The sequence below is a fragment of the Acinetobacter sp. NRRL B-65365 genome, from assembly GCF_001605865.1.
GTDB classification, from domain to species: domain Bacteria; phylum Pseudomonadota; class Gammaproteobacteria; order Pseudomonadales; family Moraxellaceae; genus Acinetobacter; species Acinetobacter vivianii.
The window spans coordinates 114,288-127,451 of sequence record NZ_LRPD01000004.1 but is presented as its reverse complement, the minus strand read 5'-3'; the positions used below and the strand labels follow the sequence as shown (position 1 = coordinate 127,451).

At 32.4% G+C, this 13,164-nt stretch carries 13 protein-coding genes; all 13 read left to right on the top strand.

Features of this window, described 5'->3' with window-relative positions; all coding sequences use genetic code 11:
• Nucleotides 1–27 precede the first annotated feature (27 nt).
• From wecC to AWW72_RS02855, 13 genes are read left to right on the top strand one after another with little or no spacing between them, the layout of a single operon-like run.
• Nucleotides 28–1,287: a UDP-N-acetyl-D-mannosamine dehydrogenase gene (gene wecC / locus AWW72_RS02915; RefSeq protein ID WP_062846388.1), complete on the top strand. Its 1,260-nt coding sequence runs from the start codon at nucleotides 28–30 to the stop codon at nucleotides 1,285–1,287.
• A complete protein-coding gene (locus tag AWW72_RS02910) occupies nucleotides 1,284–2,468 on the top strand; it encodes a polysaccharide biosynthesis protein (RefSeq protein WP_062846387.1) in 1,185 nt (394 codons plus the stop codon). Before wecC ends, AWW72_RS02910 begins: the two co-directional genes overlap by 4 nt.
• Nucleotides 2,446–2,961, top strand: a complete 516-nt coding sequence (locus tag AWW72_RS02905) for an acyltransferase (protein WP_007478205.1) — start codon at nucleotides 2,446–2,448, stop codon at nucleotides 2,959–2,961. Before AWW72_RS02910 ends, AWW72_RS02905 begins: the two co-directional genes overlap by 23 nt.
• The gene (locus tag AWW72_RS02900; RefSeq protein WP_062846386.1) at nucleotides 2,942–4,006 is read left to right on the top strand and encodes a polysaccharide pyruvyl transferase family protein; all 1,065 of its coding nucleotides are present in this window, start codon (nucleotides 2,942–2,944) and stop codon (nucleotides 4,004–4,006) included. Before AWW72_RS02905 ends, AWW72_RS02900 begins: the two co-directional genes overlap by 20 nt.
• Before the next feature lie 8 nt (nucleotides 4,007–4,014).
• Entirely contained in the window at nucleotides 4,015–5,151 is a 1,137-nt protein-coding gene (locus AWW72_RS02895; RefSeq protein WP_062846385.1) for a glycosyltransferase family 4 protein, read from the top strand.
• Complete coding sequence (locus tag AWW72_RS02890) at nucleotides 5,144–6,337, top strand: O-antigen ligase family protein (protein WP_062846384.1); 1,194 nt, start codon at nucleotides 5,144–5,146, stop codon at nucleotides 6,335–6,337. The genes AWW72_RS02895 and AWW72_RS02890 overlap by 8 nt, the downstream gene beginning before the upstream one ends.
• Nucleotides 6,325–7,377, top strand: a complete 1,053-nt coding sequence (locus tag AWW72_RS02885; RefSeq protein WP_062846383.1) for a glycosyltransferase family protein — start codon at nucleotides 6,325–6,327, stop codon at nucleotides 7,375–7,377. Before AWW72_RS02890 ends, AWW72_RS02885 begins: the two co-directional genes overlap by 13 nt.
• An 8-nt stretch (nucleotides 7,378–7,385) precedes the next feature.
• The gene (locus AWW72_RS02880; RefSeq protein ID WP_062846382.1) at nucleotides 7,386–8,420 is read left to right on the top strand and encodes a polysaccharide biosynthesis protein; all 1,035 of its coding nucleotides are present in this window, start codon (nucleotides 7,386–7,388) and stop codon (nucleotides 8,418–8,420) included.
• A gap of 2 nt (nucleotides 8,421–8,422) precedes the next feature.
• Nucleotides 8,423–9,532, top strand: a complete 1,110-nt coding sequence (wbjC, locus tag AWW72_RS02875; protein ID WP_062846381.1) for a UDP-2-acetamido-2,6-beta-L-arabino-hexul-4-ose reductase — start codon at nucleotides 8,423–8,425, stop codon at nucleotides 9,530–9,532.
• A gap of 12 nt (nucleotides 9,533–9,544) precedes the next feature.
• Nucleotides 9,545–10,675, top strand: coding sequence for a non-hydrolyzing UDP-N-acetylglucosamine 2-epimerase (gene wecB, locus AWW72_RS02870; RefSeq protein WP_062846380.1), 1,131 nt, complete (start codon nucleotides 9,545–9,547; stop codon nucleotides 10,673–10,675).
• 3 nt (nucleotides 10,676–10,678) lie between these two features.
• Nucleotides 10,679–11,896 (top strand): glycosyltransferase family 4 protein, encoded by a 1,218-nt coding sequence (locus tag AWW72_RS02865; protein WP_062846379.1) that lies wholly within the window; start codon nucleotides 10,679–10,681, stop codon nucleotides 11,894–11,896.
• The gene (locus tag AWW72_RS02860) at nucleotides 11,889–12,500 is read left to right on the top strand and encodes a sugar transferase (protein WP_062846378.1); all 612 of its coding nucleotides are present in this window, start codon (nucleotides 11,889–11,891) and stop codon (nucleotides 12,498–12,500) included. Before AWW72_RS02865 ends, AWW72_RS02860 begins: the two co-directional genes overlap by 8 nt.
• Nucleotides 12,497–13,147 (top strand): NeuD/PglB/VioB family sugar acetyltransferase, encoded by a 651-nt coding sequence (locus AWW72_RS02855; protein WP_081410354.1) that lies wholly within the window; start codon nucleotides 12,497–12,499, stop codon nucleotides 13,145–13,147. Before AWW72_RS02860 ends, AWW72_RS02855 begins: the two co-directional genes overlap by 4 nt.
• Nucleotides 13,148–13,164 lie beyond the last annotated feature (17 nt).

Here is a 13,164-nt window from a genome sequence, read left to right as displayed (position 1 = left end):
ATTTATTTTGATTTAAAAGTATAGAGTATGAGCAATTCATTCAAGCATATTTGTGTTATAGGGTTAGGTTATATTGGTTTACCAACGGCTGCGACATTTGCTGCTCATGGAGTGAAAGTTACTGGTGTTGATGTTAATCAGCATGCTGTAGATATAATCAATCAAGGGAAGGTTCATATCGTTGAACCAGATCTAGATGCATTGGTACGTGATGTTGTTGCGCAATCCAAATTATCCGCACAAACGGTTCCAACAGAAGCAGATGCTTATATTGTTGCAGTTCCAACTCCTTTTAAAGATGATTATCAGCCAGATCTAAAATATATAGAAGCTGCTGCAAAAGCTTTGGCGCCATTTTTAAAGTCAGGTAATTTGGTCATTCTTGAGTCGACATCACCTGTAGAAGCGACCGAGCAGATGTCGGCTTGGTTAAGTGAAGCAAGACCAGATTTGAGTTTCCCACAGCAGAAAGGTGAAGAGGCTGATATTTTAGTTGCGCATTGCCCTGAACGTGTATTACCAGGGAAAGTCTTGCAAGAATTGATTAGTAATGACCGTATTATTGGTGGAATGACACCACGTTGTTCAAAAGCTGCATGTGAACTTTACAAAATCTTTGTAAAAGGTGAATGTATTGAAACTAATGCCCGTACAGCAGAAATGTGTAAATTGACAGAGAATTCATTCCGTGATGTCAATATTGCATTTGCAAATGAACTTTCAATTATTTGCGACAAGTTAGATATCAATGTGTGGGAACTAATCTCACTAGCTAATCGCCACCCACGTGTCAATATTTTACAACCAGGTCCAGGTGTTGGTGGACATTGTATTGCTGTTGATCCTTGGTTTATCGTTGCTAAAACACCTGAACAAGCACGTTTAATCAGGACTGCGCGAGAAGTGAATGATGCAAAACCTAAATGGGTGATTGATCAGGTTAAGATCAAGATTGCTGAGTTTTTACAGGCGAATCCTACTAAAACAATTCAAGATGTTACGGTGGCATGTTACGGCTTGGCATTTAAATCTGATATTGATGATTTGAGAGAAAGTCCTGCGTTAGAAATTATTAAGCAGTTAGCAGAACAAAACTTAAATATTTTAGCTATTGAGCCAAATATTGATTTTTTGCCAAGAAATATACCATCAAATATTAAGCTAGCTGATAAAATTGAAGAAAGAGAAATTGCTGATATACACTTGGTATTAGTGGGCCATAAAGAATTTAAAAAGCTACTATTTAAGTCGTCTGATACTATTGATCTAATTGGTGTATTTGTATGAAGCTAACGGGGCTGATTTCTGTGGCCCTCTTTAGAGGGCTTACAGCTTTAATAGCTTTTGCTTTAATTCTATTACTAATGCAATATCTTAATATTGGAGATTTTGCTAGCTTCTCATTTTATTACACATGTTTTACCTTGTGTAGTGTTTTGCCAAATATAGGTGTTAATAATTCTGTAGTATTAAATAATGAGGATACAACGTTTATTAACAAAGCAGTAAACGTACGGTTATATCAAATTTTGTTTTCTTTGTTTTTTGCTCTTGTATTTTTCTTGGCAGAAATAGTAGATAATCTTTTGATATTTGCATGTTTAGCTGGGATTTTGAGCTCTTTTTTTGATCTTCAGTTGAGTTTTAAACAAGCTTCAAAAGACTTAAAAAAATTTGCATATTTTATGCCTGTAAAAACTAGTATTGTTTTTATAGTTGCATTAATTACTTTAACTGTATCAAATAATTTTATTGAAGATGTTTTTGTTAACTTAAGTATTGTCTTTTTTCTGCTTTCAATTGTTTGGTTTTATAAAAAAATAAATATCAGTATAAAAGATATAAAGAAAAATTTGATGGTTTATAAATCTAGTAGAGATATCTTTATATTTGAAGTTTTAGCTTTATTAATGGCTAGGGCTGAAGTGTTTATATTGACTTTTTATAATAATAAAGAAGTGGTTATAAAGCAAGATATTGCAAATTTTTGGTCTTCTTATAATTTTATATTAGTAATATCCATGCTTGGTACTACTTTGTCAAGCATAATGTTGCCTTACATGAAAGAAAGTGTAGGTGATTATCGGAAGATAAATAAAATATCAAATTTAACATTTTTTTTAATGGTGTTATTAATATTTATTGTTGTTGTATCTTCGTATGTGCTGGGAAATTACTTTTTGACTCAATATAGCGAGATTTATAAGTTTATTTTCTTTATGGGCATAGGTGTTTGTTTTAGTTTTATGTCAAATATTGACAGAATGAAAATCGTATCAGGGGTGGGTTCTAACAATCGAGCAAATATCATAGTTGTTACGCAGTTTATTCTTTCAATAATATTAAATATTATTTTAATCTATATTTTTGGTATATGGGGCGCTATATTTACATTTGTTTTTATTCGTGCTTTTGCTTGGTTCTTAATGCATTGTGAGGTTAAAAATGATACGAAACATATGGAATAAAATATTTTGGAAGTCAGGAATAAATATTAAAGGTGACCAAGTTTCTTTGAAAAGAGGTATAATATTTCAAAAACAAAACTTAGTAATAGAAAATTATGTTCATCTTGGCCCAAACTATTATATTCATGCAGGTGGTGGGGTTCATATAGGTAAAGGTACTATAATCGGGCCTAAATTGAAAATATGGACGGTCAATCATGATTACTCTTCTATGGAGATTTTACCATATAATAAAAATGTTATAAAAGGTACTGTTGAAATAGGAGAGGGATGTTGGATTGGTTTAAATGTATCTATTTGTCCGAATGTGAAAATTGGTAATGGAGTAATAATTGCCATGGGTTCTGTCGTAACAAAAGATATACCTGATTTCGCAATTATAGGTGGAAATCCAGCAAAAATTCTTAAATATAGATATGAATCTGAAGATCAGTATTTAGTTCTGCAAAATAGTATTAGTCAAGAGAAATTTTATGGAAAAGCATATTTCTAATCAAAAGTATGATGTCATTATTAAAGGGGCATACGGTGCCGCTAATTTTGGCGATGATGCTTTAATTTATTCTATATTAAAGAATTTTTTCTTAGATAAGAAAGTTGCTGTCATTGGGAAAAAAAATACTTATTGGAATAAGCTTTTTTCTGATGTTGAATATTTTTCTTTAGATTCCGAAAAAAATATTCAAGCAGATTTTTTAATTTATGGAGGTGGCACGCAATTCTTTAATTTTAAAAGTTTTAGATATTTTTTAAAAAAAATTATATTTGCTTTTAGTAATCCTATGTTGCTTAAAAATAAATTTCTAAAGAAAAAAGGACTAGTTGTATCAGCAAAGGAAGAGATCTATTTAGGTATAGGTTTGGGACCTTTTAACGATGAAAAAGCTGGAGAATTTTTTTTAAAAAAACTTCGTATTAAGAAGTATGTTTTTGTGCGTGACTTTTTAAGTTTAAATTATATGAAAGGTGGTGCAACAAAAGTAGATGATTTATGTTTAATGGATTATAAAAGATACCAAGATAGTTCTACTGGTAATAAAAATAATAAATTATGTATTATTATTCGTGATTGGGATTTTGATAATAATCACAAGCATGTTCAGAAAATTATTGATTTTTATAAGAATACTACTAAATATGAGTTAGATTTTATTTTTTTTGGTAATGATAAAGAGTGTAAAAAAAAGCTTAGAGAAAATAATATTTCATTTGTTGAATGGAATCCAGAAAAAGATGATTTGCTAGCATTTTCAAGTATGTTGTCAGAATATAAGCTTATAATCTCTTCAAGATACCATGGTATAATTTTTGCTCAGATCCATGGTGTTCCATCTATAGCAATTAATATTGAACCAAAGTTAATGCAAGTTTCAAAAGAATATTCTGGTATCAAGCTATGGGGAGCGGATTATTGTATCGATGATTTGGATCGGTTAATACAAGATTCATTGAGCTCTTCTAATTGTATAAGCTGGGACCATATTACTGATATTAATAATATTAGTAATACATTAAATACAATTGTTTCTTCAGTTTGAGGCTCTATATGAAATTTATCTTAATCTATTCTAAAATTTTTAATTTGAAAGATAATGATATCTTATCTCAAATTGGTGGGGTTCAAAGATATATGTATGAGCTCGGGAAATTGTTAAAAAATAATTTTAATGAAAGGGTCGTATTAATACAGTTCGGTGATGAAGATAAATTTTTAAACTATGATAACTTGGAAATTCATCAATACAAACTTAAAAATGTAAAACAATTAATAGATAGTTTGAGGGTGAAGAATTTTATTGATAAGGATGATATTATTATATGGGGTTCTGATACTCTTAGTATTAAAACCGAGTATAGATCTATTTCTATACAACATGGTATTGCTTGTGATTACTTTAGTAGAGAAAATAAATTACAGAAATTCTGCTATAGGATTCCTCTATTGGCTTTAGGGTATAAAGTTTTACAACTTTTTAAAAGTTATAGTGTTTTTGAAAACACTAAATATAGAGTCTGCGTGGACTATAACTATTTAAATTGGTATCGTACCATAAATATATATAGACATAATATGAGTAATATTCATGTTATACCTAATTTTACCAAGATTCCAGAATTTAAAGAAAAGGAGAGAAAAGAAAAACTTATAATTAGTTTTGCAAGACGTTTTCATCATAGACGGGGAGCAAAGCTGTTATGCGAAGTTGCTGACGATTTATTAAAAGATTTTACCTCTTTAGAGTTTTGGTTTGCTGGTGAAGGGGAGGAAATGAATTATGTAGAGAATTTAAAAGAAAAATATCCATTAAATGTTAAGTTCACAAAATTTTCACAAAATTTAACTTTTGATTACCACCAAAAAGTTGATATTGCAGTTGTTCCAACCATAGCTTCTGAGGGAACATCTTTAAGCTTATTAGAAGCAATGGCATGTAATTGTACTGTCATTTGTACAAATATTGGGGGAATGACTAATATTATTTTAGATGAATTCAATGGTTTATTAGTTAACCCTGAATATGAAGATTTAAAACAAGCATTAACTAAAGTAATTAATAGTTATGAGCTTAGAAATAAATTAGGTCATAATGCTTATTTAACAGCCAAAGAAGGTTTCAGTTTAGAGTTATGGGAGAAAAAATGGTTGGCACTAATTCATAAGGTCATAATTAGTCATGATTAATTTTTTAGTTGCTATAAATGCTTTTTTTCTATATGGCGGCTATTATGCTATATTAATGGTGTTGTTTAATTTTCAACTTATTGATTCAGTAGGAACTATTTATAGTATATTGGTAAGATTTATAACTGTTGTTGCATTATTTTTATTAAGTTTGAAGATTTTTTCTAGAAAATTTAGTGTGCTAGATATTTTTATCCTTTTTTTTGTATTGGGTTTTTCTTTTTTATATCTCATAAAAATTATTACTATTGATGCTTCTGGTTTTTTATATGGTAAGTCCCAATATATATTTTATTTTTTGAGTTATTGTTTCTTTCCATTTGTCTTATTTTCGTTAATAAGTGTAGAGCGAATATATGATAAATTTTTTGATTGGATTCAAAAATCTAATTTTGTTTTTTTGGTTCTAGCTATAATTTTTTACGGGAAATATTTATTAGAAGGGGTAGGTCGTTTAAACTCATCTACAATTGGTACTGGTGAAGAAGTTATTAGTCCATTAGTCTTATCATATGTTTCCTCTTTAGCAGTTTCCTTAGCATTTGTTAATATTTTTTTAAGACCCGAAAAAAAATCATATAACTATTTAATCCTTCTGCTGGCAATTCCTAGTTTTTTATTAGGAGCTTCCCGAGGTTCACTATTAGTTTTATTTTTTACGGCTTTCATTCTTATGTTTTTTATTGATTTTAAAACTAGGATTAAGTTTTTAGTGGGTGGTGTTTTATTTTCTATAGCTTTATATATTATTTCTGTTTCTACTTCTAGTTCTATTTTTACTCGTTTTGTTAATATTTCAGATGACGTCTCTAGTAATAGTGATAGTGCTGTTAGACTATTGATGTGGAAAGATTCATTAACTGAGTTTAGTTCTAACTTTTTATTTGGTGGGGTTATTGAAATAAATAAGATTTATCCACATAATATTTATATTGAATCTTTGATGTCAACAGGTTTAATTGGATTTCTATGTCTTGTATTATCTATAGTTTTGGTTTCCTATAAAATATTTATTTTGATTAAATTTGATAAGAAATACGTTTTATTAGCTGTTCTTTTTGCGAATGCTATTATTCAGTATTTTTTTTCGGGTGCTTTATATTTTTCGATTTTATTGTTTTCGTCTTTCGGTATTGCAACAGGTATTTATCTATCTAGTAAAGAGGGGGAAAAATGTCATCTTTAATATTTATTAGTTCTGCTTTGCAACAGCCAAGACATCAGAAGCGTATTGATCTCTTGTTAGCTCAATATGATTTAAAAGTGTTTTATTTTTTTAGAGATAAATACTTGGATAATTATAAGCATTATACTGATAATGCAGAGAAAATTGGTGAGGTAAAAGATGGTAAGTATTTTTCTAGAATTTATCTTCTTTTTAAGTTGTTTTTTCTCTTAATTAAATCATCAACTAAAAATGTTTATTGCACTTCCCCTGATCAAGTTTTAATAGCATTATTAGCTCGAAAAAAAGTTTTTTTCGAAGTGGGGGATTTATATCAAATTGATGGTCGAAATAAAATTTATCAGATTTTAGATTATTTTATTTTACCAAGAATTTCTGGTCTTATATTAACCTCAAAATATTTTTATTCGGGTTATTTTAATAAGTTTGAGAAGTTCCTTAAAAATAAAGTGGTAATTGTTGAAAATAAACTTGCTCCTAGCTGTAAGGACTTAATTGCTGAATATAGAGTAAAAAATAAATTTAGTTCTTCTAAGGGGGTTTTTAAATTTGGTCTAATTGGTAGTTTGGCTTTTGAGAAATCTTTATTGAAGATCAAGGAGTTTATGGTTAATAATCCTCAGTTTGAGTTGCATATTTATGGTGGGGGGTTAGTTAGTATTTTTAATGAAGTTCCTAACTGTTTTTATCATGGTGTTTTTAAAAGCCCCGAAGACTTGTCTTCTATTTACAATAATGTGGATATTAATATTATACTTTATGATTATGATAATAACAATGTTAAATTAGCTCTACCTAATAAATTATATGAATCTATAGCTTTTACTAAACCTATTATTTGTGCAAGAGATGTAGCTCTTGGTGAGTATGTTGTTGATAATCATCTAGGAGTCGCTGTTGATGATTTTAATTTGAAAGATTCTATCGAAAAGATTATTGATGAGTATGAAACTTATATAGAAAGTTTGTTAAATATGCCTTCAAGTTCATATTTATGCTATGAGCAAGATGATATTTTGGAATTGTTGAAAGTTAATTAGGTGATATTGTGTTTAAAGATAAAGTTTTATTAATTACAGGTGGTACTGGTTCTTTTGGTAATGCTGTTTTAACTCGATTTTTAGAAACAGATATTAAAGAAATTCGTATCTTTAGTCGCGATGAAAAAAAGCAAGATGATATGCGTAAGAAATATCATTCATCAAAGCTCAAATTTTACATAGGTGATGTGCGCGACTATACCAGCATTTTAAATGCTACCCGTGGTGTTGACTATATTTACCATGCAGCAGCTTTAAAACAGGTACCATCTTGCGAGTTTCATCCAATGGAAGCTGTAAAAACTAATGTATTAGGTACTGAGAATGTACTTGAAGCAGCTATTCAAAACCATGTTAAACGTGTTGTATGTTTGAGTACAGATAAAGCAGTTTACCCAATTAATGCCATGGGTATTTCTAAGGCTATGATGGAAAAAGTTATGGTGGCAAAATCACGTAACTTAGAAGGTCGAGATACAGTTATCTGTGGTACTCGTTATGGTAACGTAATGGCATCACGTGGTTCGGTAATTCCTTTATTTGTTGATCAAATTCGTCAGCGTAAACCTCTTACAATTACTGATCCTAATATGACCCGTTTCATGATGACTTTGGAAGATGCAGTAGATTTGGTTCTATATGCTTTTGAACACGGTGAAAATGGAGATATTTTTGTACAGAAAGCCCCAGCTGCCACAATCGCAGTCTTAGCTGAAGCTTTAAAAGAATTATTAAATGTTAAAGATCATCCGATTGCTATTATGGGAACTCGTCATGGCGAGAAAGCTTTTGAAGCATTATTAAGCCGAGAGGAAATGGTGCATGCTTTTGATCAAGGTGACTATTTCCGTGTTCCAGCCGATCAACGTGACTTGAACTATGAAAAATATGTTGAAGATGGTGATTTAAAAATTACTGAGTTTGAAGATTACAACTCACATAATACTACTCGTTTGGATGTAGAGGGCATGAAACAATTATTGCTTAAACTTGATTTTATTCGTGCGCTCACAAGGGGCGAATATATTTCACCAGAGGCTTAAGCATGAAAGTTTTAGTTACCGGTTGTAATGGTTTTATCGCACAAAACCTTATTCAGTTTTTATCAGAAAAACCTGAAGTTGAGATTTTAAAAACACATCGTGAAACAACAGATCCGGAGCTTGCGCAAGCAGTTCTCGCTTCGGATTGGATAGTGCATTTAGCGGGAGTGAATCGTCCTTTAAATGAAGAAGAATTTGCTGAAGGTAATACCAACTTAACTGAAAAAATCTGCCAGATTTTGCAGCAAGCAAATAAAAAAACTCCTGTTATTTTATCGTCTTCTATTCAGGTTGAACGTGATAATTCTTATGGTAAAAGTAAACTAGGTGGAGAGCAGGCTCTGGTAGCCCTCAATCAATCACAAGGTAATCCCGTTCATATTTGCCGTTTAGCTAATGTTTTTGGTAAGTGGTCGCGTCCTAACTATAATTCAGCTGTTGCAACTTTTTGCTATAACGTTGCAAATGACTTACCGATACAAATTCATGATGAAAATGCTGTGATTCGTCTGGTGTATGTCGACGATGTAGTTGAAACATTCTGGAATATTATAAATGGTCAGCAGGTTGAGCAAGTTTTCCAAGTTGAACCTGAATATCAAATTACAGTAGGTGATTTGGCTAAAGTTTTAAATGGTTTTAAAGCATCTCGCGATACGCTTATCACAGATTGTGTAGGGACAGGTTTAACTCGCGCACTCTATTCAACATATTTAAGCTTTTTAAAGCCAGAGCAGTTTGACTACAGTGTTCCAAAGTATGGCGATGCTCGTGGTATATTTGTTGAAATGCTAAAAACACCAGATGCAGGGCAGTTTTCGTACTTTACTGCTCATCCAGGTATTACTCGTGGTGGACACTATCACCATACAAAAACTGAAAAGTTTCTTGTTATTAAGGGTAAGGCACTATTTAAGTTTAAGCATGTTGTGACAGGTGAGTTTTATGAGCTTGAAACACATGGTGATGAGCCAAGAATTGTAGAAACAGTGCCAGGCTGGACACATGATATTACTAACATTGGTGATGAAGAGATGGTAGTAATGCTATGGGCAAATGAAATTTTTGATCGTAATAAGCCAGATACTTATGCGATGCCAATAACAAATTAAGAGTAAAGAGTAGTGAAAAAGTTAAAATTAATGACAGTGGTGGGCACACGTCCAGAAATTATCCGCTTATCTCGTGTAATGACTGCGTGTGATGAATATTTTGATCACGTCATTGTCCATACAGGTCAAAACTATGATTATGAATTGAATGAAATTTTCTTTACTGATTTGGGTATCCGTAAACCTGACCATTTCTTAAATGCTGCTGGTGCGACAGGTGCAGAAACGATTGGTAATGTCATTATTGCAGTTGATAAGATTCTAGATGAAGTAAAACCTGAAGCTTTACTTGTTTTAGGGGATACGAATAGCTGTATGGCTGTATTACCTGCAAAACGCCGCAAGATTCCAACTTTCCATATGGAAGCTGGAAACCGTTGTTTTGATATGCGTGTTCCTGAAGAAATTAATCGCCGAATTGTTGACCATACTGCTGATATTAATTTAACGTACAGTACTATTGCACGTGATTATTTGCTGGCTGAAGGATTACCTGCTGATTTAGTAATTAAAACAGGTAGCCCAATGTTTGAAGTGCTTCATCACTACAAAGCAAAAATTGAAGCTTCCAATGTACTTGAACGCTTGAGCTTAAAAGAGAATGAATATTTTATTGTGAGTGCTCATCGTGAAGAAAACATTAATTCAGATCAGAACTTCCTGGATTTGGTAGAAATGCTAAATGCAGTTGCGGAGAAGTATAAATATCCGGTAATTGTTTCTACGCACCCTCGTACCCGTAAGCGTATTGAACAGTTAAATGTTGAATTTCATCCTTTAATTCAACTATTAAAGCCACTTGGCTTTAATGATTACAATAAGTTACAGCTTTCTGCAAAGGCTGCATTGTCTGATAGCGGAACGATTAACGAAGAATCATCAATTCTAAATTTCCCTGCACTTAACTTACGTCAAGCACATGAGCGTCCAGAAGGAATGGAAGAGGCTGCTGTAATGATGGTGGGCTTAAAAGCGGAACGTATTTTACAAGGTTTGGCAATTCTAGAAGGTCAGACTAGAGGTGAAGATCGTCTTTTACGTCTAGTTGAAGACTATAGTATGCCAAACGTAAGTGAAAAAGTTGTGCGTATCATTATGAGCTACACAGATTATGTAAATCGAGTGATTTGGAAAAAATATTAAGAAATGAAAATTCTTCTTTTAACGCAGTGGTTTGATCCAGAACCTACCTTTAAAGGTTTAGCCTTTGCAAAGGAATTACAACGGCAAGGACATGAGGTTGAAGTCCTTACAGGTTTTCCCAATTATCCTGGAGGGAAAATTTATGATGGTTATAAGTTGAAGTTATATCAGCGTGAGCAAATTGAGGGAATTTCTATTCTACGTGTTGCATTATATCCTAATCATGATAGTTCTGCGTTAAAAAGAATTCTAAATTATATTAGTTTTGCTTTTATGGCAATGCTATTTGGTATTTTTATGACTAAAAAAGCAGATATTATTTATGCTTATCATCCACCTTTAACAGTTGGAATAGCAGCTATTTTTATTAAATTTTTTAGAAAAATTCCAATAGTTTATGATATTCAAGATATGTGGCCTGACACTTTAAAAGCAACGGGTATGTTAAATAATCAAAGACTTTTAAATATTATTGGAAGAGTTTGTCAGTTAGTTTATAAATTCGTCGATCACATCGTTGTATTATGTCCAGGTTTTAAAAAAATATTAATGGAAAGAACTGTTCCAGAAAGTAAGGTAAGTGTTATTTATAATTGGTGTGATGAGGAAAGTTTAACCAAAACTCAACCTTTAAAAATTGAATATCAGCAATTAATGAAAGATAAGTTTAATGTTGTATTCGCAGGAAATTTAGGCAAAGCTCAAGCTTTAGATAAAATTCTTGATGTTGCAAAAGAATTAAAAGAAGTACAGGACATTCAATTTGTTTTTGTAGGATCTGGCACAGAAACGGAACGGCTCAAATTACGTTTGGAACATGAAAAAATAAAAAATGTATCTTTTATCCCTCGTATGCCAATGTCTGAGGTTGGAGGAGTACTAATGAATGCTAGCGTATTATTAGTCCATCTGAAGAACGATCCTCTGTTTGAAATAACAGTGCCTTCAAAAACTCAAGCATATATGGCAATCGGAAAGCCACTTTTAATGGCTGTAGCGGGAGATGCCGCTGAAATCGTTAAAGAAGCTAAATGTGGACGTATAGCAATATCCGAAGATACGATTAGTATAAAAGAGTCGATATTAGATATATACCATTTAAGCAATGTGGAGCAACAACAATTAGGGCTAAATGCTCGTAATTTTTATGATGAAAAATTATCTCTAAAAAGCGGTGTTCAGCAATTTGTTGAAATTTTCGAAAGGGTGAAAAATGCTTAAACGATTACTGGATATCATTATCGCTTCAACTGCACTGATTCTGCTATCACCTTTATATGCCTACGTTGCTTATAAAGTGAAAAAGAATCTGGGTTCACCTGTATTGTTTCGTCAGATTCGTCCAGGCCTGCATGGTAAACCTTTTGAAATGATCAAGTTTCGCACCATGAAAGATGCAATCGATGAGCGAGGCAATCCATTACCAGATAGTGAGCGTTTAACCCCTTTTGGCAAGATGTTACGTTCGACCAGTCTGGATGAAATGCCTGAACTCTGGAACGTAATTAAAGGTGATATGAGCGTTGTGGGTCCACGTCCATTATTAATGGAGTATCTGCCGCTGTATAATAAAGAGCAGGCAAAACGCCATGACGTACGTCCAGGTATGACAGGACATGCTCAGGTCAATGGGCGTAATGCGATTAGCTGGGAACAGAAGTTTAAACTGGATACTTGGTATGTAGAAAACAGATCACTGTGGTTAGATTTTAAAATCATGTTGCAGACGGTAAAGAAAGTCATAGCTAAAGATGATATCAGTGAGGCTGGAGAGGCAACAATGAGTAAATTTACAGGAACAGATAATAAGGAGTTAAATAAGTGACAGAATTTATTGGTGTTTACGGTGCAAGTGGTTTTGGTAAAGAAGTTATGCCATTGGTCCGCCAGCAATTTCCAACTTTAAAAAAAGAACAATTTGTATTTATTGATGATGGTCAGGCGGGTGGAAGCCTAAATGGATATGCTGTTTTAACCTATATAAATTTCATTAACAGTTCTGCTACTCATAAAGCTATAACCATTGCGATCGCAAACAGTGTTGTACGAGAGAAGTTGGTTGCACGTCTCAATGAAGATGGTGTCCAACATTTAGCGGTACAAGCAGGCAATACAGTAATTTTAGATGAGGTGGAGATAGGTGAAGGTAGCTTACTTTGTCCATTCACTTGTTTGACGTCAAATATAAAAATTGGCAAGTTTTTCCACGCTAATATCTATAGCTATGTTGCTCATGACTGTGTAATTGGCGATTACGTCACTTTTGCACCTGGTGTCAAATGTAACGGCAATATTCATATTGAAGATCATGCCTATATTGGTACAGGAGCTATAATTAAGCAGGGAACACCAGATAAGCCATTAGTGATTGGTAAAGGTGCTATCGTTGGTATGGGTGCAGTTGTGACTAAAAGCGTGCCTGCAGGAGTCACTGTAGTCGGTAACCCTGCAAGAATTTTAGAAAGAAAGTAAGATATATTTTAATAGGA

Coding starts and splice junctions, on each gene's coding strand:
- wecC (WP_062846388.1), top strand. CDS start 28: ATGAGCAATTCATTCAAGCATATTTGTGTTATAGGGTTAGGTTATATT.
- AWW72_RS02910 (WP_062846387.1), top strand. CDS start 1,284: ATGAAGCTAACGGGGCTGATTTCTGTGGCCCTCTTTAGAGGGCTTACA.
- AWW72_RS02905 (WP_007478205.1), top strand. CDS start 2,446: ATGATACGAAACATATGGAATAAAATATTTTGGAAGTCAGGAATAAAT.
- AWW72_RS02900 (WP_062846386.1), top strand. CDS start 2,942: ATGGAAAAGCATATTTCTAATCAAAAGTATGATGTCATTATTAAAGGG.
- AWW72_RS02895 (WP_062846385.1), top strand. CDS start 4,015: ATGAAATTTATCTTAATCTATTCTAAAATTTTTAATTTGAAAGATAAT.
- AWW72_RS02890 (WP_062846384.1), top strand. CDS start 5,144: ATGATTAATTTTTTAGTTGCTATAAATGCTTTTTTTCTATATGGCGGC.
- AWW72_RS02885 (WP_062846383.1), top strand. CDS start 6,325: ATGTCATCTTTAATATTTATTAGTTCTGCTTTGCAACAGCCAAGACAT.
- wbjC (WP_062846381.1), top strand. CDS start 8,423: ATGAAAGTTTTAGTTACCGGTTGTAATGGTTTTATCGCACAAAACCTT.
- AWW72_RS02865 (WP_062846379.1), top strand. CDS start 10,679: ATGAAAATTCTTCTTTTAACGCAGTGGTTTGATCCAGAACCTACCTTT.
- AWW72_RS02860 (WP_062846378.1), top strand. CDS start 11,889: ATGCTTAAACGATTACTGGATATCATTATCGCTTCAACTGCACTGATT.